Consider the following 24,544-nt stretch of genomic DNA (forward strand, 5'->3'; position numbering starts at 1 on the left):
CCTCGCTCCCACAGGGGTTTTTTATGGGCGATAAATTCACGCCGCCTGGGAATAGAGCTCCAGCACGCTGATTCCGGTCAGCAGGTCCGTCTCCGGCAGATCGGCATGTGAATGGCCGCCGAGGGCGCAATACACCAGCCAGTGCCGGTCCTGCACGTTGAAGGACAGGCTGTCGACGAGGTTCTGTTGTTCGTCGCTCGGGCTGATGAGATAGAGGCGATCCTGGTTTTCGGCGTGCAGCATGACGGGTTCCGTGCGGGTTTGGAGGGCGACAGGGTGGCCTATCCATATGACGAAACCGTTACCGATGAAATTAATCCGCAAACACGCTCGCCCAAAAGCACCCAACCTTGCGAGGCATCGTTACCGGTCGGAAAAACCGACGCAGCACGCCAGGCTTTCGGTAGAATCCGCGCCCTGTTCGTAGGTCCCGGGCGCAAGGCGTCCGTTATTCGCTTGAGGTCTGTGATGTCGTTGCAATTGTTTTCGCTGTTCGCTGCCCACCCGGCCAAACTGATCAACCTGCTCGCGCTGCTGTTTGCCTGCCCGGGTGGCTGGGTATTGCACGCAACGCGCCGCCGCGAACAGCGAGCACGCGCCTGCCTCCAAGCGCGCAGTGGCGAAAGCAATGAACGATTCGAAGCCCTGCTGGACCTGGCCACCCAACGCATGAACCGGTTTTTCTACCGGTTCGGCTTTGCCTGCCTGGGCGTCGCGCTGTTGATGTCCTGGATCAGCACGCAGCTCTGAGCGCAGCAGCTTCAGTGTCGAGGGAGCAAGCCCCCTCGCCATTAAAGCTGCTAAGCAATCACTGCTTTAAAGCGGCAACCCCGCCTTGACCCGATACTGATTACGCACCGGCGTTGCATATTGCAGCACCAGGAATGGCCGCTGTTCCGCCGGGCACGCATCCAACCGACGCTGCCATTCTTCCTGAGCTTTCGCCAGTTCTTCGGCACCGAACACTTCAGCCGCCGTCGGCACCTGCAGCTGCGGGTCGGCATCGGTCCATTGGGCGTAGGCCAGGTAGTGCACGGGGAACAGGCGATAACCGCCGAGAATCTGCCGGTCCATCTCCGCTGCCAATTGCTTGGTGTCCTCGAACAGCTCTGTAATCGGCGCGGAGAAGTTCACGTGGACCCGGCCTTTGTAGCCGGTGATGCCCTTGGCGATGCTGACGTCGTCCTCGCCTGGTGCCTTGGTGTAGGTCCCGGTGGTGGCGCGGATGTAAAGCTCCCGGGCCTTGGCCTGGTCGCACGGATCATATTCGTAGCTGATCGACACCGGCGTGAGGTTCAGCGAGCGGATGACCTCGCCGAACGGCTCGTCCTTGCGGCTCATGTGGAACATCTTGAGGATCGCCGATTCGGTCCGGTCATCGCCGTCCTTGGCTCGGCCCTCGGCCTGGGCGATCCAGATCGAGGCGCAATCGTTGCGGATCGAGTGATTGATGTACGCCGACAGCAACTGGTACGCCGCCATTTTTTCCCGGCGACCGGTGATGGAACGGTGAACGATAAAACTCTTGTTCAAGCGCATCAGGTCGCTGACAAACGGCTTTTGCAGCAGGTTGTCGCCGATGGCGATGCGCGGGGTCGGCAGGCCCGCGTGGTAGACGGCGTAATTGACGAATGCCGGGTCCATCACGATATCGCGGTGGTTGGCGATGAACAGGTACGCGTTGCCGGACTTGAACTGCTCCACCCCCGTGTAGGTCACGCCATCGGTGGCGCGTTCGATGGTGTGGTCGACATAGAACTCCACTTTGTCCTGCAACGTGGCGACCGATGTCACACCGGCGAACTCTCGACGCAGCTTCTGCGCTATAAGGGGTTTGAGCATCCAGCCGAAAGCACCGGCCAGGCGCGGGAAGCGGAAGTGGGTGAGGATATCTAGAAACGCCTTATCGCTGAGCAGCCGTGCCAGCACCGCTGGGACTTCACTGTCGTCGTAAGGTCGGATGGCATCGAATTCGCCCATCATGCTCTCTTGTTGGAAACGGCTAGGGTAAGTAAAGGTTCGATAAATAGCGCCAGGGCTCGGCCAGGAAGACAGTCCAGGCAACAATAGCCCTGCAAATAGACCGGCGATTATACGCACAAGTCACTCGGGAGACCGCGATGCTGGAAGCTGCTGAATATGAATGTCCGTATTGTGGAGAAGAGGTCGAGACTTCATTGGATCTTTCCGGTGGCGACCAGACCTATATCGAGGATTGCCAGGTCTGTTGCCGGCCGATCATTTTCGTACTACAGGTACACGATGAAGAATGGCACCTCGAGGTCTTCAGCGAAAACGAATGAGGGGCGGCCATGCAGCGAATCTACGAATCGGAAAACCTGATGGAAGGCGAATTGCTGCAAGGCATGCTCGCCAGCGAAGGCATCACCGCGCATCTGGTGGGACGTGACCTGGTGGGGGGCGCAGGGGAATTGCCGATGCATGGCTTGCTGGGGCTGGCGGTGGACGATGAACAGGCGCAATACGCCCAGGAACTGATCGCCGCCTACAATGCCGCGCTGCCGGTGCCCGGCGATGAGCCGGACAGTTACCCCGGAACGCTGGTCTGTTAGGCTCTGTACGAAATGTATCCGCACTCACCCATACTGCGTTGAAACGGGGCTCGGAATGCTCATGTACTCCAGTACACTGCGCTTCCTCGCCCCGTTTCGCCTTGTCTGGCCTTCGCGCGAATACATTTCGTACAGACCCTAGGCTGGCCGCCGTTTGATAGGAGAGTCGTGTTACCCCATGTGTGGACGTTATGCCCTGTTTCGCTGGAACCCCGCCTTTGCGGCCTTGCCTGGCTTCCCTGCCGACCAGAAGGCCCAATGGAACATATCGCCCAATGATTCGGTTCTGATGCTGCGGGCTGGCGCCGATGGCCAGCGCGAATTGGCCCGCGTCCGTTGGGGGCTGACGCCGCCGTGGCTGACGGACCTGTCCCGGACCCCGGCCCATGCTCGGGCCGAAACCGTCGCCGAACAGCCGATGTTCCGCGAGGCCCTGCGGTTGCGTCGGTGTCTGCTGCCGGCCAACGGGTTCTACGAATGGCGCGGTGGTTCGCGTAAACGCCCCTATTGGCTGACGCCGGGGGAAGGTTCGTCGCTGTTTTTTGCGGCGATCTGGGAAGCGTATCCGGTGCAGGAACAGGTGTGGTTGAGCACCGCCGTCATCACCCAGCCGGCGGCCGGTCAGCGGCGTCCATTGATTCTGGATGAAGAAGGCCAACGGTTGTGGCTCGACCCCGAGACACCCTTGCATGCCTTGCAAGGGCTGCTGGCGAGCGAGCCTGCGCAACTGCGCGAGCGGGTGCTGGCCAACATGGTCAACGACCCGAAACTCAATGGGCCGGAATGCCTGACGCCGGCTTGAGGTTTGTGATGGCTGTGCAGGCCTCATTGCGAGCTTGCTCGCAATGAGGTGCTTGGGTCAGACCCTGAACTGATTGATCAACCGCCGCTGCTGCTCCGCCAACTTGGTCAGCCCGGCACTGGCCGCGCTCGACTCGTCGGCGCCGCTGGCCACCTCGTTCGCCACTTGGCCGATGTTGATCACGTTGCGGTTGATGTCATCCGCTACGGCGCTTTGCTCCTCGGCGGCGCTGGCGATCTGGGTGTTCATGTCGTTGATGACCGACACCGCCTGGGTAATTGTCTCCAGCGCCTGGGCTGCCTTGGCTGCGTGCTGCACGCTTTCATCGGTGCGGTGCTGGCTGTCTTCCATGACGCGCACCACATCGCGGGTGCCCTGTTGCAATTGCTGGATCATCGACTGGATTTCTTCCGTGGCCTGCTGTGTTTTCTGCGCGAGGTTGCGCACCTCATCGGCGACCACCGCAAAACCTCGACCTTGTTCACCGGCCCGAGCCGCTTCGATGGCCGCGTTGAGGGCCAGCAGGTTGGTCTGCTCGGCGATCCCGCGGATGGCCGTGAGGATCGCGTTGATGTTCTCGCTGTCCTTGGCCAGGGTTTGCACCACGCCCACGGCCTTGCCGATTTCCACGGCCAGCGCGCCAATGGAGGTGGAGGTGTCGCGTACGATCTGCATGCCCTGGCTGGCGGCCTGGTCGGCGTGACTGGCGGCTTGGGCGGCCTGGGTCGCATTGCGGGCCACGTCCTGGGCGGTGGCAGTCATTTCATGCACGGCGGTGGCGACCTGATCGATCTCCGACATCTGCTTGTGCACGCCCTGGTTGGTGCGGATCGCGATGTCGGCGGTGTGCTCCGACGAATCGCTGACACTCTGCACCGAGGTCACCACTTGGGTAATCATCCCCTGCAATTTGCCGAGGAACGTGTTGAAGCCCTTGGCGATGGCGCCCAGTTCATCGGCGCGGTCGCTGGTCAATCGGCGAGTCAGGTCGCCCTCGCCCTGGGCGATGTCATCGAGCATCGCCACCATTTGCTTGAGCGGCCGGGCGATGCCGTGGCCCACCAGCCAGATCACCAGCAGGCCGATGGCGGCAATCGCCAGGCCGACCATGGCCATGCCGAAAATGTCGGTCTCGCGCTGATCGTCGAGGTCCTTCTGCAGGGCTTGCAGATCTGCCATCACCGCGTTCAACGGCAGTTGCATCATCAGCGTCCAGCGAGCGCTGGTCTCGCCGATGCCGAACGGCATGTACACCTCGATGTGACCGTGGGCTTCGTCGACGTCGTAACGCACTTCGCCAGCGCCGAGCTTGGCCAGGTTGTCCAGCTCGTTGGCGTCCAGCAGGTCGCTGGCTTTTTCCCCGAGCTTGCTTGGGTCCTTGGTGAAGGCCACCAGGCGATTGTTGCTGGCGAGCAAGGCCATTTCCCCGGCGCCGTCGTACAGCTTGGCGTCAGCGGCAACGAGCATGTCCTGGATGAAGTTCACCGACAGGTCGGCGCCGACGATGCCCTGGAATTTGCCATCGACGAGGATCGGTTCGATGAAGGAGGCCAGCATGGTCATGGTGCTGCCGACGCGGTAGGGCGCCGGGTCGATCACGCAGGCTTTCCTGCTGTCCTGGGAGCACAGGTAGTATTCGCTGGCACGAATGCCAGTGGACAGCAGTTTCTGGTCAGTCACGTCGGCGAGCTTTTCCAGGCCCAAGGTGCCGTCCTGGTTGCGAAACCACCACGGCAGGAAGCGCCCATTGGTTTCCATGCCGAGCACCTGGCTGTTCACATAGTTGGCGTCGTCGTGGTCGATAGCGTTCGGTTCCCAGGCGATGTAGGCACCCAGGACCTTCGGGTTGCGCACCACGGACTCGCGCAACAGGCTGATCATCTGCTCACGGGGCATCTTCAATAACGGGTTGCCGTCCGTGCGGTTCATGCCCATCAGGGCGTTAGTCGTCGCCAGTCCTCGGGCAAGCAACAGCGGTGCTTCAAGCTCGCGTTGGATCAGGCTGGCCTGGGTGCGGGCGAGCGCACTGAGGCGTTGTTCGATGAGTTGCTCGAATTGCGCCTTGGTCCGTTGTTGCACCATTTCCTGGGTACGGGCGCCGGCGAACAATGCGTACAGCACCAGGGCACCAACAACGCTGAGGACGATGGCACCGGCCAGGGCGGCAACGGAAAACTGGATCGATTTGAATTTCATAATGGCTCCGGACCCGGAAATGACGTCTGGTATCTGTATCGGCATTTCCGTGGGCGGGCATGAGGCGCTGTTCGTCGGGTGACTGTATTGGTTAGGTGGGAGTCGTAAAAGGATGAGTGGGACCTGTCCGAAAAAACTGTAATCGCTCGCTGTGTATCTGGCGCCGATACAAATCAAAGCCTAGGATACGCCCACGATTCCATGGAGCTTCTTTTGTATGAACAAGACTTTGATGGTGAGCGCTCTGGGCGTGGCTCTGCTGCTCGCCGGTTGCCAGTCAGTCAACACCACCAGCGGCGGAGCCGTGGGCGTGGAGCGCAAGCAGTACATGTTCAGCATGCTGTCGACCGCCGAGGTCAACCAGATGTATGCCCAGTCCTATCAGAAGACGTTGGGTGAGGCGAGTGCGCAAGGTGCCCTGGACAAGACCAGTAGCGACGCCAAGCGCCTGCAGGTCATTGCTGATCGTTTGATCGCCCAGGCGCCTGTGTTCCGTCCGGATTCGGCGCAGTGGAACTGGGAAGTGAACCTGATCAAGAGCGATGAACTCAACGCCAACTGTGGTCCCGGCGGCAAGATCATGTTCTACACCGGCCTGATCGACAAACTGAAGCTGACCGACGCTGAAATCGCCGCGATCATGGGCCATGAAATCGCTCACGCTTTGCGCGAGCACGGCCGTGAAGCCATGTCCAAGGCTTACGGCATCGAAATGGCCAAGCAGGGTGCCGGTGCGATATTCGGCCTGGGCCAGGATAGCCTGGCGTTGGCCGACACGGTTGCCAACTATGGCATGACCCTGCCTAACAGCCGTGGCAACGAGAACGAAGCCGACCTGATCGGCCTGGAGCTGGCCGCCCGCGCCGGCTACGACCCGAACGCCGCGATCACCTTGTGGAACAAGATGGCCAAGGCTTCGGAAGGGGCACCACCGGAATTCATGAGCACCCACCCGTCCTCGAGCAGCCGGATCGCCTCGTTGCAGGCGGCGATTCCGAAGGTGATGCCGCTTTATCAGCAAGCCAAGAAGTAACCACCGTCATGTGGTGAAGTTTTTTTTGTGGCGAGGGAGCAAGCTCCCTCGCCACAACAGCCTCAAACCCACCCACTGCTCTGCATCGCCTTGTACACCGCAACGATCGCCAGGATGAAAAACGCCGAGGCGGCCAGGCGGCGGATGAGGGCCAGGGGCAGTTTCTCGGCGGCAAAGTTGCCAGCCAGTACCACCGGCACGTTGGCAATCAACATGCCCACGGTGGTGCCAATGATCACCAGCCACAGTTCCGGGTATTGCGCGGCGAGCATCACCGTCGCGATCTGGGTCTTGTCACCGATTTCCGCCAGGAAAAACGCGATCAGCGTGGTCAGGAAGGGGCCGAACCTGCGGGCCGTATTCGCCTCTTCATCGTCGAGCTTGTCCGGCACCAGGGTCCAAAGGGCCGTGGCCGCGAAGCTTGCCGCCAATATCCAGTGCAACACCGCATCGGAAAAGAACCCGCTGACCCAGGCTCCTACCGCGCCCGCGGCCGCATGGTTGGCCAGGGTCGCGGCGACGATGCCAGCGATGATCGGCCACGGCTTGCGAAAGCGAGCAGCGAGGATAAGCGCAAGCAGTTGCGTCTTGTCGCCGATTTCGGCCAGTGCAACGATGGCGGTGGGAACAAGGAAAGAGTCCAGCATCAGGTAGTTCCTAAGAGGGGCGGGTCGACACGGCTATGACACGTACAGCCTTCCCGCCCCGGGTAAGGTGTGCGTGTCATAGGTCTTGTCAAACCCAGCGACCATCTGCGTGGACGCTTGGGCCGCATACGCCATGGTCTGCTGACCAAGTATGTTGACGTATGCCGGGCGAGCAGGGCGCTCGCGGGAGACTACTCCCCTAGGACGGTGCGGATTCTGCCTAGGCAAATCCGATTGGGCAAGCGCTGTTTCTCAAAACGCTTCAGCCGCGCTTGGCCCGGTAGATGCGAAAGCCTTGGCCCTCGGCCTTGATCGCGCAGGGCCCCAGGTGCTCTTCGATCAACGGCTGATACTTGAGGAAACTGTTCGCAACCAGGCGCAGTTCGCCGCCGTTTTTCAGATGTTTGGCCGCTTTTCGCAACAGGTTTTCGGTCGCGTGGTAGTCGGTGTGTACGCCGACGTGGAACGGCGGGTTGCTCAGAATCGCGTTCAGGCCCATGGGCGCGGCGTCGATCCCGTCACCCGTCAGCACTTCGGCTTCCAGGCCATTGGCGGCCAGCGTCAATCGACTGCTGGCGGCGGCGAAGGCATCCACGTCCAGCAGCGTCACGGTGTTATGGGGATAGCGTCGCTTGACCGCCGCCCCCAGCACGCCGGCGCCGCAGCCGAAGTCCAGCAGGTGGCCGCTGGGCAGCTTGTCCAGATGCTCCAGCAACAGCGCGCTGCCGCGATCAAGGCGGCCATGACTGAAGACTCCCGGCAAACTGATGACCTTGAGCGGGCCCTCGACCAGTGGCAGTTCATAGGTTTGCGCGAGGCTTTCCAGCGGCTTGGCTTCAGGGACGTTGGCGACGGTGACCTGCCACAGTTGGCAATGCCGCGCGCTGTCGAGCTTGCGCGGCTTGCCAAAGGGGTTGAGCTGCTTGGAAGCGCCTTCGATGCCGCTGCGCTTTTCCCCCACCAGATACACCTCGCGCCCAGCCAGGCGCGCGGCAACGGCGTTGAGGATATAGTCGGTCAGGTCCTTGGCCTTGGGCAGGAAGACCACGGCAGCGTCGAACGAAAGTTCGGGTACATTCACGCCAAAATGGCTGCGCCCTGGGAAGCGGGCATCCAGGGCCGCCTGGTCGCCGGCATGCCAGCACCAGCCGTGGGCCTCGGGCAAGCGGCCAAGCAGGTCGTCGGCGGGGAGCCCGGCCAGCAGGACCGGACCCTGGAATAACTCGGCCTGACGAAGCAGTACTTCACTGCGCGGATCCATGGTCTGCTCCTTGTAAAAAAGTGCGGCAGTCTATCAATTGACGACTCGTTGCGCTGTACCGCTGAAAAAGCCCCGGGCGTTTTCCGCCAGTTGGCCGACGATCCGTTGCCTGGCCTCGCGGCTGCCCCAGGCGTTGTGCGGTGTGACGATCAGCCGGGGGATATCACCTGCCAACAGCGGATTGCCCTGGGTCGGCGGCTCCACGCTCAACACGTCGGTGGCCGCCCCGCCCAGGTGACCGCTGCGCAGCGCATCGGCCAGTGCCTGTTCGTCGATGAGGCCACCGCGTGCGGTGTTGACTACGAACGCGCCGGGTTTGAGCGACGCCAGTTCACGCGCGCCAATGAAGTGGCGGGTGTGCTCGTTGAGCGGGCAATGCAAGGTCAAGGCGTCCACCGCGGGTAGCAGTTGGTCCAGGGCCACGCGGTCCGCACGGGCGGGCCTTCCTGGAATCTGCCCCAGCAGCACGCGCATGCCGAAGGCTTCGGCCAGCCGTGCGACGGCGCCACCCAGTTCGCCATGGCCGAGCAGCCCGAGGGTCTTGCCCTGCAGTTCGACGATCGGGTAGTCCAGCAGGCAGAACTGCGAAGCCTGTTGCCAGCGACCTTCGCCCACGGCTTTTTGATAGTCGCCCAGGCGCGTCGCCAGGTTCAGTAGTAGCATGATCGTGTGCTGGGCCACCGACGGTGTGCCATAGCCCTGGCAGTTGCTGACGATGATGCCATGGCTGCGGGCAGCGGCGAGGTCGACGTTATTGGTGCCGGTGGCGCTGATCAGGATCAGCTTCAGTTCAGGGTTGGCGGCCATGGCGGCTGCGTCGATCACGACCTTGTTGGTGATCGCCACCGTGGCGCCCTCGAGCCGGCCTGCCACCTCATCCGGGCGGGTGCCGGGAAACAGCTGCAGTTCGGTGAAGCAATCGCGCAATGGAGCCAGCTCCAGGTCGCCGAGGTCCAGTGAAGCGTGATCGAGGAAAACTGCGCGTGCGGTATTGGTCATCAGCTGTACCTGTCATGTAGAAGACTGAAGGCGTAATGTGGCGAGCCTATCAGAAGAGTTGCCGTGGCGAGGGAGCTTGCTCCCGCTGGCCTGCAAGGCAAGGCCCCGATACGCGACGAGCGACTGCTGCGTAGCCGAGCGGGAGCAAGCTCCTCGCCACGGATTTCATTCAACAAAGATTGTCGCCAGGAGCACCACCATGTACCTCGCCGAATTTCTCACTGTCGCCCTGATCCACCTGTTGGCCGTGGCCAGCCCTGGCCCGGACTTCGCCGTGGTGGTCCGCGAAAGCGTGACCCACGGCCGCCGTGCCGGGACCTGGACGGCGTTGGGGGTCGGCACGGCGATTTTCCTGCACGTGGGGTATTCATTGCTGGGCATCGGCCTGATCGTGTCCCAGTCGATCGTGCTGTTCAACGCCTTGAAGTGGGCCGCCGCCGCTTACCTGCTCTACATCGGCTTCAAGGCCCTGCGCGCCCAGCCGGCCAAGGCCAGCCAGGAAAACCTGCACAAGGAGGCAGGTGAGCGCACCGCTCGGGGCGCGTTTACCGCCGGCTTCGTTACCAACGGCCTGAACCCCAAGGCGACGCTGTTCTTCCTGTCCCTGTTTACCGTGGTCATCAATCCCCATACGCCCCTGGCGATCCAGGCCGGCTACGGTGTGTACCTGGCGGTTGCCACGGCGGCCTGGTTCTGCATGGTCGCAATGTTGTTCAGCCAGGCGCGGGTGCGTGCCGGTTTTGCCCGCATGGGCCATTGGTTCGACCGGACCATGGGCGCCGTGCTGATCGCCATCGGCGTGAAACTGGCGTTTACCGAGGCCCATTGAACGAGTTGAGCGAATCCTGATGATGGCTCAAGGCTAGTGTTTGCGGGCGGATCAAATCATTCCTTCGGCTGATTTGATCCGCGGACAAGCGCTTTAAAGTGCTTACTTTTCCAGCCAAGACCGTGCAGTCAGAAAAGGGATTCCTATGTTGCAGACTCGCGTTATTCCTCCAGCCGAGGGCGTTTACCAATACCCGTTGCTGATCAAGCGGCTGCTGATGTCCGGCGCACGCTATGAGAAAACCCGCGAGATCATCTACCGGGACCAGTTGCGCTACAGCTACCCCACCCTGATCGAGCGCGTCGCACGGCTGGCCAACGTGCTGACCGAGGCCGGGGTGAAAGCCGGGGATACCGTGGCGGTCATGGACTGGGACAGCCATCGGTACCTGGAATGCATGTTCGCGATCCCGATGATCGGCGCGGTGATCCATACCATCAACGTGCGACTGTCGCCGGAACAGATCCTCTACACCATGAACCACGCCGAGGATCGCTTCGTGCTGGTCAACAGCGAGTTCGTCGGCTTGTACCAGGCGATCGCCGGCCAACTGACCACGGTGAAAAAGACGCTACTGCTGACCGACCAGCCGGACAAGACCGCCGACCTGCCCGACCTCGTGGGCGAGTACGAGCAACTGCTGGCCGGCGCCAGTCCGACCTACGATTTCCAGGATTTCGACGAAAACTCCGTCGCCACCACGTTCTATACCACCGGCACCACGGGCAACCCCAAGGGCGTATATTTCACCCATCGGCAGCTGGTGCTGCACACCCTGGGTGTGTCGACCATCATGGGCGCCATCGACAGCGTGCGCCTGCTGGGCACCAACGACGTGTACATGCCCATCACCCCCATGTTCCACGTTCACGCCTGGGGCTTGCCGTACGTGGCAACCATGCTCGGCCTCAAGCAGGTCTACCCCGGTCGCTACGACCCGGAGTTCCTGGTAGAGCTGTGGCGCAAGGAAAAGGTCACGTTTTCCCACTGCGTGCCGACCATCCTGCAAATGGTCCTCAACGCCAAGGGCGCCCAGGACACCGATTTCGGCGGCTGGAAAATCGTCATCGGCGGCAGCGCCCTGAACCGCAGCCTGTACGAGGCGGCGAAGGCCAAGGGCTTCCAGCTCACCGCCGCCTACGGCATGTCCGAAACCGGCCCGTTGGTGTCCTGCGCCCACCTCAACGATGAGTTGATGGCCGGCGGCGAAGACGAGCGCATCACTTATCGGATCAAGGCCGGCGTGCCAGGGCCACTGGTGGAGGCAGCGATCGTCGACGGCGAGGGCCGCTTCCTTCCCGCCGATGGCGAAACCCAGGGCGAATTGGTATTGCGCGCGCCATGGCTCACCGAAGGTTATTTCAACGAACCGCAGAAGGGCGCCGAACTCTGGAGTGGCGGCTGGTTGCACACTGGCGACGTCGCCACGCTCGACGGCATGGGCTTCATCGACATTCGCGACCGCATCAAGGATGTGATCAAGACCGGCGGCGAATGGATCTCGTCCCTGGACCTGGAAGACCTTATCAGTCGGCATGTGGCGGTACGCGAAGTAGCAGTGGTCGGCATTCCCGACCCGCAATGGGGCGAGCGGCCGTTTGCCTTGCTGGTCGTTCGTGAGGGGCACCAGATCGGGGCTCGCGAGCTCAAGGAGCACCTCAAGCCGTTTGTCGAGCTGGGGCACCTGAGCAAATGGGCGATCCCAAGCCAGATTGCCCTTGTTACGGAAATTCCCAAGACCAGCGTCGGCAAGCTCGACAAGAAACGTATCCGCGTCGACATCACCGAATGGCAGAGCAACAACAGCACCTTCCTTTCGACGCTTTGAGCGTCCTCGCCGTGCCCGAAAAGGGCACGGCAGCCCCACCAAGCAAGCGCTTGTCTTGTTAAATAGGAAATTTCAGCCATCCTTGCCGTGCCGACAAACGTCGGCCTGGCGAAGGACTGTTCCAGAGTGGTCGGGGGCTGCAAATCACACTTTAGAGGGATCAAGCCGTACTACCTGCTGGCTATAGTCCGCTCAAGGCTTTTCGGAATGGGACGCGCGTGCCAGCACGGCGAAGGGTTTCCGGAAACGTCCACTGCCATAACAATAAAACACATGGAGTTGCGTCGATGACCTCAGCAAACACTTTCTGGCGCCGGGCAAAACTGCCTCTGGCCGTCAGTCTTGCCTCCTCGCTCGCCGGCCCGGCATTCGGCGTCAGCTTCAACATTGGTGAAATCGAAGGCCAGTTCGATTCGTCCCTGTCGGTCGGCGCGAGCTGGTCCACGGCCAAGGCCAACCGCGACCTGATTGGTGTGAACAACGGCGGCAAGGGCCTGTCCCAGACTTCCGATGACGGCCACCTGAACTTCAAGCGTGGGGAAACCTTCTCGAAGATCTTCAAGGGCATCCACGATCTTGAACTGAAATACGGCGACACCGGTGTGTTTGTGCGTGGCAAATACTGGTACGACTTTGAACTCAAGGACGAAAATCGTCTTTTCAAAGACATCAGCGACAGCAACCGCAAGGAAGGCGCCAAGTCTTCCGGCGGTCAGATCCTTGATGCATTCGTCTACCACAACTACGCGATTGCCGATCAACCGGGGTCGGTCCGCCTGGGCAAGCAGGTCGTCAGCTGGGGTGAGAGCACCTTCATCCAGGGCGGTATCAACGCCATCAACCCGGTCGACGTGTCCGCGTTCCGTCGTCCAGGCGCCGAGGTCAAGGAAGGCCTGATCCCGGTCAACATGTTCTATGTGTCCCAGAGCTTGACCGATAACCTGTCGGCTGAAGCCTTCTACCAAATTGAGTGGGATCAGACCGTCGTGGATAACTGCGGGACGTTCTTCTCCCAGCCGGATGTGATTGCCGATGGGTGCTCGGATAATTTGCGGGTTCTGAGTCCAAGCTCCAGCTTTACAGCGGGCCAATTAGCCGGATTGGGTGCATTGGGCGTCGACATAAACGGTGAAGGCGTGCTCGTGCGTCGTGGCGCGGACCGCGATGCTCGAGACAGTGGCCAATGGGGTGCTTCCCTGAAATACATGTTCGAGCCATTGGACACCGAATTCGGCGCTTACTTCATCAACTATCACAGTCGAGCTCCAATTTTCAGTGCCACTGGCGCTCCACAGTCTATCTACAACATCGCACCGGGCCTTGGTCAAGCGGCGCCGGTGCTCGTAGCGGGTAACTCGGAATACTTCGTCGAATATCCAGAAGATATCCGCCTCTATGGCCTGAGCTTCTCCACCACACTGCCTACCGGTACGGCATGGAGCGGCGAACTGAGTTATCGGCCGAATGCACCGGTTCAGCTAAGCACGACCGATATCTTGTTCGCGGGTGTTCGCCCGATCAATTTCGGTCCCGGAGGTCGTCCATTCGACAATGCTTCGCTGCTGACAGGCGTACCAGGCCAGGATCTGCACGGCTACCGTCGCAAGGAAATCACCCAGTTCCAGACCACATTCACCCACTTCCTCGATCAGGTCATGGGCGCCAGTCGTCTGACCCTGGTGGGCGAGATCGGTGTGACACATGTGGGCGGTCTGGAAAGCAAATCCGACGTTCGCTACGGTCGTGATCCGGTATTCGGGCCGGGTGAACTGCCAAATGGCTTCTGCAACACACTCAACACATCGACCGCCGCAGGCGGTGGCCAGACCATCAGCGGCGTCAACAGCAACTGCAACAACGACGGCTTCACCACTGCCACTTCCTGGGGCTACCGCGCTCGTGCCATCTGGGACTACCCGGACGTTTTCGCCGGTGTGAACCTCAAGCCCAACGTGGCCTGGTCCCATGACGTGAAAGGCTACTCGCCAGGCCCTGGCGCCAACTTCGAGGAAGGCCGCAAGGCCGTCAGCCTCGGGCTGGATGCCGAGTACCAGAACACCTATAACGCGAGCCTGGCCTACACCAACTTCTTTGGTGGCGACTTCAGTACCGTGGACGATCGCGACTTCCTGGCGCTCAGCGTCGGCGTGACCTTCTAAGCACCGTATTTCAGGACGACACACTATGAAAATAACAAAGAATCTGTTGCAAGTCGGAGCGCTGGGGTTGTCCCTGCTGGCGGCCAGCGTCATGGCCGCCGTGCCTGCGGCCGAGGCCGATAAGCTGGGCAAGAGCCTGACGCCGATGGGCGCCGAGATGGCGGGTAACGCCGATGGTTCGATTTCGGCCTGGAAACCCATGGCCAAGAACGCCGGTAGCGTGGACGGCAAGGGTTTCCTCGCCGATCCGTACGCCAGTGAAAAACCGTTGTTCACGATCACCGCGCAAAACGTCGACCAGTACAAGGACAAACTCGCCCCCGGCCAGTACGCGATGTTCAAGCGCTACCCGGAAACCTTCAAGATGCCGGTCTACACGACCCATCGCGGCGCAACCGTGCCCGATGACGTGTTGGCCTCCATCAAGAAAAACGCCGTGAACACCAAACTGGTGGGCGGCGGCAACGGCCTGGAGAATTTCGAGACGGCCGTGCCGTTCCCGATTCCCCAGAGCGGACTCGAAGTGATCTGGAACCACATCACCCGCTATCGCGGCGGCAGCGTGACCCGCCTGGTGACCCAGGCCACGCCGCAGCCAAACGGTTCGTACAACCTTGTTTACTTCCAGGATCAGTTCGTCTTCCGCGACAAGATCAAGGGCTTCGATCCGGCCAACCCGGGCAACGTGCTGTTCTACTTCAAGCAGCAAGTGACCGCGCCGGCACGCCTGGCGGGTACCGTGCTGCTGGTTCACGAAACCCTCGACCAGGTGAAGGAACCACGCAAGGCCTGGATCTACAACGCCGGCCAACGCCGTGTGCGCCAGGCCCCGCAAGTCGCCTATGACGGCCCGGGTACCGCCGCCGACGGCCTGCGCACCTCCGACAACCTGGACATGTACAACGGCGCGCCGGACCGTTACGACTGGAAGCTTGAAGGCAAGAAAGAGCTGTACATCGCCTCCAACAGCCACAAGATCGATTCGCCGCAACTCAAGTACGCCGACATCCTCAAGGCCGGCCACATCAACCAGGACCTGGCGCGCTATGAACTGCGTCGTGTCTGGCACGTGACCGCGACCCTGAAGGAAGGCCAGCGCCATATCTACGCCAAGCGTGACTTCTATATCGACGAAGACACCTGGCAAGCGGCGGTCATCGACCACTACGACGGTCGTGGCCAACTGTGGCGCGTGGCCGAGGCCCATGCCGAGAACTACTACGACAAGCAAGTGCCGTGGTACGCCCTGGAAACCCTCTACGACCTGCAGTCCGGTCGTTACCTGGCCCTGGGCATGAAGAACGAAGAGAAATCGGCCTACGACTTCGGCTTCACCGCGTCCACCAGCGACTTCACCCCAGCGGCGCTGCGCCAGGAAGGCGTTCGCTAACCGCTTTGCCCGAGGCCGCATCCTCGAAAAAACGCCCCGACTGGTTCGGGGCGTTTTTTTTGCCAACGCATATCTTTTGTGGCGAGGGAGCTTGCTCCCGCTGGACTGCGAAGCAGTCCCAGATCAAACCCTCCCACGGTATCCGATAAGCCAGGGCGGTCCGCTTTGGGGAGCGCTTCGCACCCCAGCGGGAGCAAGCTCCCTCGCCACAACTGCCATAAACAATCTGTAGTCTTTTTGTAGCCATTTGTAGCACTCCCTTCAATACGTCCTCGTTTACGGCTAGTCTGCGGACATCTGCAACGCCGCCACCCGCATTCCAACAAGAGCCGGCCATGACTGATCTGTCTTCACTCCCGGATTCTTCCCGCGCAGCCTTCGCGGTACAGGAAGGGCGCTTTTATCGCCCCCCTTTGCCCGATGGCCACGTCGTGCGGCCGCGGTTGTGCGAGCGCCTGAGCGCTGGGCTCGGTGGCCGGTTGCTGTTGGTGAGCGCCCCGGCGGGGTTCGGCAAGAGCTCGTTGGCGGTGGAGTTTTGCCAGGGTTTGCCGACGCATTGGCACAGCCTCTGGTTGGGGCTCAGTGCCAGGGACAACGATCCGGGGCGTTTCCTGGAGCGGTTGCTTGAAGGGCTCCAGGCGTTTTTCCCCCAGTTGGGCGGCCAGGCGTTGGGCCTGTTGAAGATGCGCCAGCGCCACCAGCCCTTTGCTTTCGAGGAATGGCTGGACGGCCTGCTGGACGAGCTGTCCGGGCATCTATCGCCACGGGCGCCCTTGCTGCTGGTGCTCGATGACTACCATCTTGCCCAGAGCCCGGTGCTGGATCGCTGCTTGCAGTTTTTCCTCAACCACTTGCCCGATGGGTTGCTGGTGCTGGTGACCAGTCGCCAGCGGCCGGACTGGCATCTGGCGCGTTTGCGCCTGTCGCGCCAGTTGCTCGAGCTCAACGAGCAGGACCTGCGCCTGACCCACGACGAAGCGCTGACGCTGCTTCAGCACCACAGCAGTTCACTGCGTGGGGAAGCCTTGGAAAATCTGATCCAGCGCAGCGAAGGCTGGGTCGCCGGGCTGCGTTTCTGGCTGCTGGCTGCTTCCGAGGCCGGCAGCGAGGGGCGATTGCCCCAAGCCCTGCACGGGGGGGAAGGGCTGATCCGTGACTATCTGCTGGAAGAAGTCATCGATTGCCTGCCCGCCGAGGTGCAAGCGTTTCTCTACGACATCGCCCCGCAGGAACGTTTTTGCAGCGAGCTGTGCGATGCGGTGCGCGACGCCCACGACAGCCAGGAAATTCTCCAATACCTGGCGGCCCATCAGGTTTTCCTCGTGCCGTTGGACGAGCACGGGCGCTGGTATCGCTTCCATCACCTGTTTTCCGATCTGTTGCGCAGTCGGCCCAGCGCGCAAGCCATGGTGCCGGGCGCAACGTTGCACCTGCGCGCCTGTCGCTGGTTCAACGTCCAAGGCCTGATCGATGAAGCCGTGGAGCAGGCGCTACGCGCCGGGCATCTGGACGTGGCGGCAAACCTGGTGCAAAACCTTTCGGAGGAACAACTGCTGGCCGAACAGAATGTCGGTATGTTGCTGCGCTGGAAAATGGACCTGCCCGACAGCCTGCTCATCAGCACGCCGCGCTTGATCGTGCTCTACAGCTGGGCCTTGGGCCTGGCCTGCCAACTCGATGCCGCGCAGGAGCTGGCCGCTCATTTGAGCCGCTTTCTGCCGGCCCCGTCGGCCACCGCGCATAAATCCATGCTCGCCCAGTGGCTGGCCCTGAGCGGCATCGTCGCCCGTGGCCGTGGCGATCGCCAGGCCACCCTTCGCTATTGCACCGAAGCCCTGGAAAGCCTGCCGCAAAAACGTTACGGACAACGCCTGATGTGCTTGTCCACCTTGTCGAACCTGGCGATTGCCGACGGCGACCTGTGGCGCGCCCGGGCGCTGAACCGCGATTCCCTGGAACTGGCGCAGCGGGTCGGCAACCCACTCTTCGAGGCTTTGGCCCATTACGATCGCGCCCGGGTGTTGCAGGCCCGAGGGGAAATCCTGAGGGCGCTCGATGAGGTGAAACAGGGCTTGCAGCGCTTGCACGCGCTCTCGCCTCAACGGTTGTATGCGGTGCGCGCGCGACTGGTCCTGTACGAAGGTTTCCTGTTGACGCTGCGCATGCAATCCACGGCCGGGTTGGCGCGGTTGCAGGCAGGCCTCACTGAAGCCCGTGCCTGCCGGGATATCAGCGTGTTGATCGGCCATTGCGTGATCGCCCGCGTCGAAGGCCACGCGGGCGAATTTGCCCGAGCCTTTGCCGAACTGGCCGAAGCCGAGCGCCTGATGCATATCTGGGATGTTCCGCCGGTGTACTACCTGGCGATGATCACCCTTGTGAAATGCGAGCTCTGGTTGGCCCAGGGTCGCACTGAACTGGCCGAAGCCTGGCTGGCGCGGCTGGGGCAGACCTACACCGGCGAACGGGCCGCCGCGCCACCGGAATTCCATCCGCAACTGCCGCTGCATGTCGAGCTGCAACAAGCCCTGCTGGAGTCCATCCGCGGCCAGCCGATGCAGGCTGAAGGGCGGCTCGATGCATTGCTCCAGCACGCCCAGCAAACCGGACGGCAGATGCTCGCCGTGATGGTGCTCAACCAGAAAGTCGCCTTGCTGCTGAGCGTGGGCCGCGAACCCGATGCGCGCGGCACATTGGCCGAGGCTTTCGAAGCCGCCATCGGGGGGGCGCTGCAGCCATTTGAATGGTTGTTCAAGGAGCGTCCCGAATGGTTGCGTGAGCAACTGCTGCAAGCGCCGCACAGCGAGTTGCGTCAACAGTTGCTCGATCGTTTACCGTCGACGGTACTGCCTGTCGAGGCCGCGCCATCGGTGGAGACCCTCAGTAGCCGGGAGCGAGCGGTGCTGCAACTGATTGCCCAGGGATGTTCCAATCAGGAGATCAGCGAGCAACTGTTCATCTCGCTGCACACGGTGAAGACCCACGCCAGCCATATCAATAGCAAGCTCGGCGTCGAGCGCCGCACCCAGGCCGTGGCTCGGGCCAAAGCGTTGGGATTGTTGGGATGACGATGCTGTGAGAAACCTGTGGCGAGGGAGCTTGCTCCCGCTGGGTTGCGAAGCGGACCCCAACATCAAGCGCCGCGGTGTATCAGGCTTTGCATGGGGCTGCTTCATGCCAGCGGGAGCAAGCTCCCTCGCCACAAGCACCTATTGGGTTTGAGCCAAGGAATCACTCGAATGTTGCCGTTGTACAAAACCATCCCATCCCCGGTCGGCGAGCTGATCCTCGTTGCTCGCGACGCCAAGCTGGCAGCCATCCTGTGGGAAAACGAACGGCTCAACCGGGTGCGCCTCGGACCGCTGGAGCTCGACAGCGATCACCCGACCCTCAAGGAGGCCGAGCGCCAGCTGCTTGAATATTTCGCCGGTCAGCGCCGCCAGTTCGAGCTGGCACTGGACTTCGCCGGCACTGACTTCCAGGTGCGGGTCTGGCAGGCGTTGCTGACCATCCCGTTCGGCGAAACCCGCAGCTATCGCGACATCGCCATCCAGATCGGCCAACCGACCGCGACCCGGGCGGTAGGGGCGGCCAACGGCCGCAATCCGATCTCGATCATCGCCCCGTGTCATCGGGTCATCGGTACCTCCGGCAGCCTCACCGGTTTCGCCGGCGGCCTCGCCGCCAAACAGTATTTGCTCAGCCTTGAAGGCCAGCAGAGCCTGCAACTGGCATTCTGACCTGGCCCAACCCCCCTATGGGAGCGAGCTTGCTCGCGAAAGCGGTCGTTCAGTTGCATAGGCGTTGATGACCTCTGACAGCAAGTGATCAGCTCATGGGGTTTTTTGGCGACAGCATGCGCGTTGGCGGCTTGCCATCGGCATTGTGTTGATAGATTCGCGCCGGTTGCCCCTGTTCGTTGAAAAATACCTGGCCGATCCCGGCCGAGTTCCATAACCGTTCCCCGGCCTCGGCGTGTTCCGGGACATGGGGAACGATGCGCATGCTGCGGCGCTTGGTGAACCAGTTCAACGGCGAACGGGGTGAATAGAGCCAGCGGTTCAGGCGGTCGAACCACTCCAGCAACGCCGGCGGAAATTCATTCTTGATGCCGCTGCTGGTGATCTGCCAGACGCGCGGGCCACCCTTGCGATGTGGGATCAATACCTCGTAGACGAACGAATAATGCACGTCGCCGGACAGCACCACATAGCTGCCCGGTGTGCGCGAGTGTCGGAAGATATTCAGAATCACCTGGGCCGCGCCACGGTGGGCCATCCAGTTTTCCGCGTCCACCAGCAGCGGGTAGCCGCACCAGCTGAACACCCCTTGTACGGTCTCGATCAGCTTGACGCCAAAAATCGGCGCCGGCGAGACGATGATCGCCGAAGGGTGGTCGAGCAATTCTTGTTGCAGTTCGCTCAGGGCCTCCCAATCCAGCAGGCCCGACGGCTGCTTGAGACTGCTCTCGCTGCGCCAACGGCGAGTACGGGTGTCGAGGACCACCAACGCCGGGGTCGTCGGCAACACGTAATGCCATTGTTGGAAACTGAGCAATCTATCGATCAACGCATCCTGGGGGGCGCTGTCGATGTAGCGGTCCTGGGCGGTTCCGCTCAAGGCCACGGTTTGCTGGATGACCTCACCAAAGGCATCCGGGTTGTTGCCCCAGCCCTGGCAGAGCATGTAGGCGATCAATGCATTGCCGATGATGCGCTTGGAGAAGGGATGACCGTAGGCGGTTTCTTCCCATTGGGCGGACAGGTTCCAGTCGTCCGTGATGTCGTGATCATCGAAGATCATCAGGCAGGACAGGTGAGCAAATACCCGCGCCACGCCGTCCAGCCCGGTCTTGAAGGCCTCGATCCGTTGGTGTTCCAGCTCGTAGCGCTGGCGCCGTTCGACGGTCAGTTCCGGCGGTTGCGGATCGATCAGCGTCCACGGCACGGGTGACCACACCAGCAAATACATCGCCATGACTTCAGCGAAGGTCACCAAGTGATTATCGGCGCTGCTGCTGGTAAAGATCGGCTTGCGCGCCCCGCCGAAAAATCGTTCCCGCAGGGTTTCGTTGCTTTCCAGTGCCGGCAGCAGATCGGCGCGGTGGTAGTAACTGGCCGGGTGTTGGTAAAGCTTGGCGCTGTCTTGCACCACCGCGCCTTCAAGGCACTCTTCAAACAGCCCAAGGCGCTCGATCAAGGCATGGATCGCCCGCAGCATCGGGCCCGCCACATCATCGGCATACACCTGGTCGCCGCTCATCATCAGCAGCGCCGGCCGTTGTTCGGGGCATTGCGCCAACAACCGGTCGACGCAGAGCAATCCGTCGTTGGCGGGGAAATGGGGTTTGCGGCAGGAGCCGTGGACCAGTTGGTCGATGCGCGAATGCACCATGAAACTTGGACACCGTGCATCGCCATACACCAGATGCGGCGCCCATTCGGCGATGCCGGCACCGTCCACCAGCAGGTCGTAGTCAATCGCCGCGTCCAGCGGCAGGGCGGTATCGAGTTGCACATCGATCAAATGCACAAACGCATGGCGGCCCACCGGCACCACCGTGCAATGCAGGGCGTCGAGTTGCAGATCGGCTGCGCCGTCCAGCCGCAAGGTCAACGCCAACGGCCGCGAGCCCACCAGCCACATCACCAGCCGCCGGGGCTCCAGCCGCCGCAGCAGCGGGCCTACAAGGACGGAGGGCAGGGTGCAAGAGGTGTCGGAAGAGGACGGCAACATGCGTGGAAAAGCTCTGCTTTCAAAGGAAAGCGAGGATCATAACGCAATGTGCCCGAGGGCTGTGGAGGCTGCACTGGTGTGGCGAGGGAGCAAGCTCCCTCGCCACAAGACTTAGCTCATGCCCAGCCAGTTCGGCAATGCCAACGAGATCCATGGCACATAAGTAATCAGCACCAGGAACGCCAGCAGGATCATCAGCCACGGCATGGCCGCGCGGATGGTCGCTGTCAACGACATGCCGGTTACCGCCGAGGTGACGAACAGGTTCAGCCCCACCGGCGGTGTGATCAGGCCGATCTCCAGGTTCACCACCATGATGATGCCCAGGTGGATCGGGTCGATGCCCAGTTTCATGGCGATGGGGAACAGGATCGGCGCCAGGATCAGGATGATCGCCGACGGCTCCATGAACGCACCGGCAATCAGCAGCACGATGTTCACCACCAGCAGGAAGGTCACTGGCGTCAGCCCGGCTTCGATCACCCACGCAGTGATCTGCTGCGGCAGTTGCTCGGTGGTCAGCACGTGGGCGAAGAGCATGGCGTTGGCGATGATGAACATCAGCATGATGCTCAACTTGGCCGACTCCAACAGCACCTTGGGCGTTTCGCGGAACGTCAGGTCCTTGTAGACGAACAGTGCGATAAACGCTGAGTAGACCGCCGCCACGGCTGCTGCTTCGGTGGGTGTGAACATCCCCGAATAAATCCCGCCGAGGATGATCACCATGAGCAGCAGGCCCCAGCCTGCCTTGCGCGCTGCCGTCAGCCATTCACGCAAGGTTGCCCTGGGCATGGCCGGCAGGTTTTTCTTCACCGCGACAATGTAGATCACCACCATCAAGGCGGTCCCAAGCAGCAGGCCCGGTATCACACCGGCCATGAACAACTTGCCCACCGAGGTTTCGGTCGCGGCGGCGTACACCACCATGACGATCGACGGCGGGATCAAGATGCCCAGGGTGCCCGCGTTACAGACAATACCCGCGCCAAATGCCTGCGGATAACCCGAGCGCACCATGCCGGCGATGGCAATGGAACCCACCGCCGCTACCGTCGCGGGGCTGGAGCCGGACAAGGCGGCAAACAGCATGCACGCCAGCACCGCCGCAATTGCCAGGCCGCCACGAATGTGGCCGACGCAGGCGTTGGCAAAGTCGATCAGCCGTCGCGCCACGCCGCCCGTGGTCATGAACGCACCGGCCAGCAGGAAGAACGGAATCGCCAGCAGGGTGTAGTGTTCGCTGGTTTCGAACAGCTTGATCGCCAGGGAACGTACCGAGTCGGGGCTGAAGAAAATGATCGTCAGCGATCCGGCCAGGCCCAGGGAAATCGCGATCGGCACGCCGATAAACATCAGCACGAACAACGCGAGGAACAGGAAGGCAATGGTCATGGCTTGTCTTCCTCGATATCGGTCAGTTTGATCGCTTCCGCCGCTTCATCAGCCAGGCCCAGGCCGGTCTGACGATTCATCAGGATGCGTACGAGAATTTCCGCAAAGCGGATGAATACCAACGCGAATCCTACGGGCACGATCAGCCCGATATGCCATTGCATGATGCCGAAGTGGCCGAGGTCTTCGGCGCCGATCTCGGCAATCATCAAGGTGTTGATCCACTCGAAACTCGCCACCGCGAGCAACCCGGCATAACCCAGGCAGCACAGGCAGGCGATCACGCCGATGTAGCGTTGCACCGGTTTGCTCGCCAGTTTCACCAGCGCATCGACACCGATGTGCCCGGCGGTGCGCACGCCGTAGGACAAGCCGAAGAAAATCAACCAGCCGAACAGCGCCTTGGTCAAGGAGCTGCTCCAGGTCATGGCCTGGGCCATGCCCATGATGCCGTCGCCGATGGCGAACATGGGCTCGCTGGCGGCCGGCCAGTTGTCGCCAAGGCTGTAGAACACCGCATAAAGGTTGTTGAGGACCACGTAGACGAAGGTGACCAACGTCATGGCGGCCAAAAGGAAGGCAATGAAAGCTTCCTCGAAATGTTCCCAAGTGCGCCGAAGGGCGTTCATGGATGGCATCTCCTGCAGGGAGGACGACAGGTCGGCGCTGCCATGACGGCAGCGCCGGCCAACCCATTACTGAGCCTTGTTGGAGGCTTCGGCGGCCTTGATCAGGTCGGCACCGATGTCACCTTCGAACTTCTTCCACACCGGTTTCATCTTCTCGCGCCATTCGTTGCGCTCTTCAGGCGTGAGCGTAATGATCTCGGTGGTCTTGGCGTCGATAATGCGCTGCTTGTCGTTCTGGTTCAGTTGCGCCGCTTCTTTGTTCACGTGCGCGGTCACTTCAACCAGGATCTTGTCCAGTTCGCTACGTACGTCTGGCGGCAGGCCGCTCCAGAACTTGGTGTTGGTGATCAACATGTAGTCGAGTACACCGTGGTTGGATTCGGTGATGTACTTCTGAACTTCATGCATTTTCTGGCTGTAGATGTTCGAGTACGGGTTTTCCGCACCGTTGACCACGCCAGTCTGCAGGCCTTGGTACACCTCGGCGAAGCTCATCTTGCGCGGGTTGGCGTTCACCGCCTTGAACTGCTCTTCGAGCACGGCGGAGGCTTGTACGCGGAACTTCAGGCCACGGGCGTCCTTGGGTTCGCGCAGTGGCTTGTTGGCGGACAGTTGCTTCATGCCGTTGTGCCAATAGGCCAGGCCGGTGATGTTCTTGCTTTCCATGGACTTGAGCAGTTTCTGGCCCTCTGGGCTCAGCTGGAAGCGGTCCACGGCGGAGATGTCATCGAACAGGAAGGGCAAGTCGAACAACTGCACCGTCTTGGTGTATTGCTCGAACTTGGCCAGGGACGGGGCGATCATCTGCACATCGCCCAACAGCAGGGCTTCCATTTCCTTGCCGTCGCCGAACAGCGAGGAGTTAGGGTACACCTCGACTTTGACTTTGCCTGGCAGGCGTTCTTCCACCAACTTCTTGAACAGCAGCGCGCCCTGGCCCTTTGGCGTTTGTTCAGCCACCACGTGCGAGAACTTGATGACCACCGGATCAGCCGCCATGGCGGTGCTCAGCGCGCTGAGAGCCAGCGTGCAGACGAGTGCTTTCCACATAGGTTTAAACATTGGGG

Annotated in this window: 21 protein-coding genes, 1 pseudogene and 1 riboswitch; of the genes and pseudogenes, 11 read left to right on the top strand and 11 right to left on the bottom strand. The window is 61.5% G+C overall.

What is annotated here, in order from left to right:
* Positions 1 to 36: 36 nt before the first annotated feature.
* A complete protein-coding gene (locus J3P81_RS04565; protein ID WP_420764087.1) occupies positions 37 to 243 on the bottom strand; it encodes a hypothetical protein in 207 nt (68 codons plus the stop codon).
* A 225-nt stretch (positions 244 to 468) separates the two neighbouring features.
* Here J3P81_RS04565 and J3P81_RS04570 point away from each other — a divergent pair, with 225 nt between their 5' ends.
* Positions 469 to 750 (top strand): hypothetical protein, encoded by a 282-nt coding sequence (locus tag J3P81_RS04570; RefSeq protein ID WP_420764088.1) that lies wholly within the window; start codon positions 469 to 471, stop codon positions 748 to 750.
* 66 nt (positions 751 to 816) lie between these two features.
* Here the strand turns inward: J3P81_RS04570 and J3P81_RS04575 are convergent, their stop codons facing one another.
* Positions 817 to 1,983 (bottom strand): 1-acyl-sn-glycerol-3-phosphate acyltransferase, encoded by a 1,167-nt coding sequence (locus J3P81_RS04575; protein ID WP_434562359.1) that lies wholly within the window; start codon positions 1,981 to 1,983, stop codon positions 817 to 819.
* Positions 1,984 to 2,120: 137 nt separating this feature from the next.
* Between J3P81_RS04575 and J3P81_RS04580 the strand changes: the two genes are divergently transcribed.
* From J3P81_RS04580 to J3P81_RS04590, 3 genes are all read left to right on the top strand, one after another.
* A complete protein-coding gene (locus tag J3P81_RS04580; RefSeq protein ID WP_434562361.1) occupies positions 2,121 to 2,303 on the top strand; it encodes a CPXCG motif-containing cysteine-rich protein in 183 nt (60 codons plus the stop codon).
* Positions 2,304 to 2,312: 9 nt separating this feature from the next.
* The gene (locus J3P81_RS04585; protein WP_434562363.1) at positions 2,313 to 2,573 is read left to right on the top strand and encodes a putative signal transducing protein; all 261 of its coding nucleotides are present in this window, start codon (positions 2,313 to 2,315) and stop codon (positions 2,571 to 2,573) included.
* A gap of 178 nt (positions 2,574 to 2,751) precedes the next feature.
* Positions 2,752 to 3,375, top strand: a complete 624-nt coding sequence (locus tag J3P81_RS04590; protein WP_434562365.1) for an SOS response-associated peptidase — start codon at positions 2,752 to 2,754, stop codon at positions 3,373 to 3,375.
* 57 nt (positions 3,376 to 3,432) lie between these two features.
* Here the strand turns inward: J3P81_RS04590 and J3P81_RS04595 are convergent, their stop codons facing one another.
* The gene (locus J3P81_RS04595) at positions 3,433 to 4,275 is read right to left on the bottom strand and encodes a methyl-accepting chemotaxis protein (RefSeq protein WP_434564080.1); all 843 of its coding nucleotides are present in this window, start codon (positions 4,273 to 4,275) and stop codon (positions 3,433 to 3,435) included.
* A 63-nt stretch (positions 4,276 to 4,338) separates the two neighbouring features.
* A pseudogene (locus J3P81_RS04600) lies at positions 4,339 to 5,616 on the bottom strand (methyl-accepting chemotaxis protein); the annotation flags it as partial.
* A gap of 172 nt (positions 5,617 to 5,788) precedes the next feature.
* Here J3P81_RS04600 and J3P81_RS04605 point away from each other — a divergent pair.
* Entirely contained in the window at positions 5,789 to 6,604 is an 816-nt protein-coding gene (locus tag J3P81_RS04605; RefSeq protein ID WP_434562367.1) for a M48 family metallopeptidase, read from the top strand.
* 62 nt (positions 6,605 to 6,666) lie between these two features.
* Here the strand turns inward: J3P81_RS04605 and J3P81_RS04610 are convergent, their stop codons facing one another.
* The 3 genes from J3P81_RS04610 to J3P81_RS04620 form a co-directional block, all read right to left on the bottom strand.
* Positions 6,667 to 7,251, bottom strand: coding sequence for a TMEM165/GDT1 family protein (locus tag J3P81_RS04610; protein ID WP_434562369.1), 585 nt, complete (start codon positions 7,249 to 7,251; stop codon positions 6,667 to 6,669).
* Between the two features lie 90 nt (positions 7,252 to 7,341).
* Positions 7,342 to 7,463: riboswitch (yybP-ykoY riboswitch) on the bottom strand.
* 50 nt (positions 7,464 to 7,513) lie between these two features.
* A complete protein-coding gene (locus J3P81_RS04615) occupies positions 7,514 to 8,512 on the bottom strand; it encodes a methyltransferase (RefSeq protein ID WP_420764093.1) in 999 nt (332 codons plus the stop codon).
* Positions 8,513 to 8,545: 33 nt separating this feature from the next.
* On the bottom strand, positions 8,546 to 9,511 hold the full coding sequence (locus J3P81_RS04620) for a 2-hydroxyacid dehydrogenase (RefSeq protein ID WP_434562371.1): 966 nt from the start codon (positions 9,509 to 9,511) through the stop codon (positions 8,546 to 8,548).
* A 199-nt stretch (positions 9,512 to 9,710) separates the two neighbouring features.
* Here J3P81_RS04620 and J3P81_RS04625 point away from each other — a divergent pair, with 199 nt between their 5' ends.
* The 6 genes from J3P81_RS04625 to J3P81_RS04650 all read left to right on the top strand — a co-directional run bounded on the left by J3P81_RS04625 (position 9,711) and on the right by J3P81_RS04650 (position 19,457).
* Positions 9,711 to 10,340, top strand: coding sequence for a LysE family transporter (locus J3P81_RS04625; protein WP_434562373.1), 630 nt, complete (start codon positions 9,711 to 9,713; stop codon positions 10,338 to 10,340).
* A 145-nt stretch (positions 10,341 to 10,485) separates the two neighbouring features.
* Entirely contained in the window at positions 10,486 to 12,168 is a 1,683-nt protein-coding gene (locus tag J3P81_RS04630; RefSeq protein ID WP_434562375.1) for a fatty acid--CoA ligase, read from the top strand.
* A gap of 287 nt (positions 12,169 to 12,455) precedes the next feature.
* Complete coding sequence (locus J3P81_RS04635) at positions 12,456 to 14,327, top strand: DUF1302 domain-containing protein (RefSeq protein WP_434562377.1); 1,872 nt, start codon at positions 12,456 to 12,458, stop codon at positions 14,325 to 14,327.
* 25 nt (positions 14,328 to 14,352) lie between these two features.
* Positions 14,353 to 15,717, top strand: coding sequence for a DUF1329 domain-containing protein (locus tag J3P81_RS04640; protein WP_420764098.1), 1,365 nt, complete (start codon positions 14,353 to 14,355; stop codon positions 15,715 to 15,717).
* Positions 15,718 to 16,052: 335 nt separating this feature from the next.
* Positions 16,053 to 18,785, top strand: a complete 2,733-nt coding sequence (locus J3P81_RS04645) for a LuxR C-terminal-related transcriptional regulator (protein WP_434562379.1) — start codon at positions 16,053 to 16,055, stop codon at positions 18,783 to 18,785.
* 171 nt (positions 18,786 to 18,956) lie between these two features.
* Entirely contained in the window at positions 18,957 to 19,457 is a 501-nt protein-coding gene (locus J3P81_RS04650; RefSeq protein WP_434562381.1) for a methylated-DNA--[protein]-cysteine S-methyltransferase, read from the top strand.
* A gap of 88 nt (positions 19,458 to 19,545) precedes the next feature.
* Here the strand turns inward: J3P81_RS04650 and J3P81_RS04655 are convergent, their stop codons facing one another.
* The 4 genes from J3P81_RS04655 to dctP form a co-directional block, all read right to left on the bottom strand.
* Positions 19,546 to 21,453 (bottom strand): alkaline phosphatase D family protein, encoded by a 1,908-nt coding sequence (locus J3P81_RS04655; RefSeq protein WP_434562383.1) that lies wholly within the window; start codon positions 21,451 to 21,453, stop codon positions 19,546 to 19,548.
* A 111-nt stretch (positions 21,454 to 21,564) separates the two neighbouring features.
* Positions 21,565 to 22,848, bottom strand: coding sequence for a C4-dicarboxylate TRAP transporter large permease protein DctM (gene dctM, locus J3P81_RS04660; RefSeq protein ID WP_420764102.1), 1,284 nt, complete (start codon positions 22,846 to 22,848; stop codon positions 21,565 to 21,567).
* Positions 22,845 to 23,477 carry a TRAP transporter small permease gene (locus J3P81_RS04665; protein WP_420764103.1) on the bottom strand — a complete coding sequence of 211 codons (633 nt, stop codon included), beginning with the start codon at positions 23,475 to 23,477 and terminating at the stop codon, positions 22,845 to 22,847. The genes dctM and J3P81_RS04665 overlap by 4 nt, the downstream gene beginning before the upstream one ends.
* Positions 23,478 to 23,543: 66 nt before the next feature.
* Positions 23,544 to 24,539 carry a C4-dicarboxylate TRAP substrate-binding protein DctP gene (gene dctP, locus J3P81_RS04670; RefSeq protein WP_420764104.1) on the bottom strand — a complete coding sequence of 332 codons (996 nt, stop codon included), beginning with the start codon at positions 24,537 to 24,539 and terminating at the stop codon, positions 23,544 to 23,546.
* Positions 24,540 to 24,544 lie beyond the last annotated feature (5 nt).

The organism is Pseudomonas sp. R1-6, assembly GCF_051132115.1.
Classification (GTDB): Bacteria; Pseudomonadota; Gammaproteobacteria; order Pseudomonadales; family Pseudomonadaceae; genus Aquipseudomonas.

Coding starts and splice junctions, on each gene's coding strand:
- J3P81_RS04565 (WP_420764087.1), bottom strand. CDS start 243: ATGCTGCACGCCGAAAACCAGGATCGCCTCTATCTCATCAGCCCGAGC.
- J3P81_RS04570 (WP_420764088.1), top strand. CDS start 469: ATGTCGTTGCAATTGTTTTCGCTGTTCGCTGCCCACCCGGCCAAACTG.
- J3P81_RS04575 (WP_434562359.1), bottom strand. CDS start 1,983: ATGATGGGCGAATTCGATGCCATCCGACCTTACGACGACAGTGAAGTC.
- J3P81_RS04580 (WP_434562361.1), top strand. CDS start 2,121: ATGCTGGAAGCTGCTGAATATGAATGTCCGTATTGTGGAGAAGAGGTC.
- J3P81_RS04585 (WP_434562363.1), top strand. CDS start 2,313: ATGCAGCGAATCTACGAATCGGAAAACCTGATGGAAGGCGAATTGCTG.
- J3P81_RS04590 (WP_434562365.1), top strand. CDS start 2,752: ATGTGTGGACGTTATGCCCTGTTTCGCTGGAACCCCGCCTTTGCGGCC.
- J3P81_RS04595 (WP_434564080.1), bottom strand. CDS start 4,275: ATGATTACCCAAGTGGTGACCTCGGTGCAGAGTGTCAGCGATTCGTCG.
- J3P81_RS04605 (WP_434562367.1), top strand. CDS start 5,789: ATGAACAAGACTTTGATGGTGAGCGCTCTGGGCGTGGCTCTGCTGCTC.
- J3P81_RS04610 (WP_434562369.1), bottom strand. CDS start 7,251: ATGCTGGACTCTTTCCTTGTTCCCACCGCCATCGTTGCACTGGCCGAA.
- J3P81_RS04615 (WP_420764093.1), bottom strand. CDS start 8,512: ATGGATCCGCGCAGTGAAGTACTGCTTCGTCAGGCCGAGTTATTCCAG.
- J3P81_RS04620 (WP_434562371.1), bottom strand. CDS start 9,511: ATGACCAATACCGCACGCGCAGTTTTCCTCGATCACGCTTCACTGGAC.
- J3P81_RS04625 (WP_434562373.1), top strand. CDS start 9,711: ATGTACCTCGCCGAATTTCTCACTGTCGCCCTGATCCACCTGTTGGCC.
- J3P81_RS04630 (WP_434562375.1), top strand. CDS start 10,486: ATGTTGCAGACTCGCGTTATTCCTCCAGCCGAGGGCGTTTACCAATAC.
- J3P81_RS04635 (WP_434562377.1), top strand. CDS start 12,456: ATGACCTCAGCAAACACTTTCTGGCGCCGGGCAAAACTGCCTCTGGCC.
- J3P81_RS04640 (WP_420764098.1), top strand. CDS start 14,353: ATGAAAATAACAAAGAATCTGTTGCAAGTCGGAGCGCTGGGGTTGTCC.
- J3P81_RS04645 (WP_434562379.1), top strand. CDS start 16,053: ATGACTGATCTGTCTTCACTCCCGGATTCTTCCCGCGCAGCCTTCGCG.
- J3P81_RS04650 (WP_434562381.1), top strand. CDS start 18,957: ATGTTGCCGTTGTACAAAACCATCCCATCCCCGGTCGGCGAGCTGATC.
- J3P81_RS04655 (WP_434562383.1), bottom strand. CDS start 21,453: ATGTTGCCGTCCTCTTCCGACACCTCTTGCACCCTGCCCTCCGTCCTT.
- dctM (WP_420764102.1), bottom strand. CDS start 22,848: ATGACCATTGCCTTCCTGTTCCTCGCGTTGTTCGTGCTGATGTTTATC.
- J3P81_RS04665 (WP_420764103.1), bottom strand. CDS start 23,477: ATGAACGCCCTTCGGCGCACTTGGGAACATTTCGAGGAAGCTTTCATT.
- dctP (WP_420764104.1), bottom strand. CDS start 24,539: ATGTTTAAACCTATGTGGAAAGCACTCGTCTGCACGCTGGCTCTCAGC.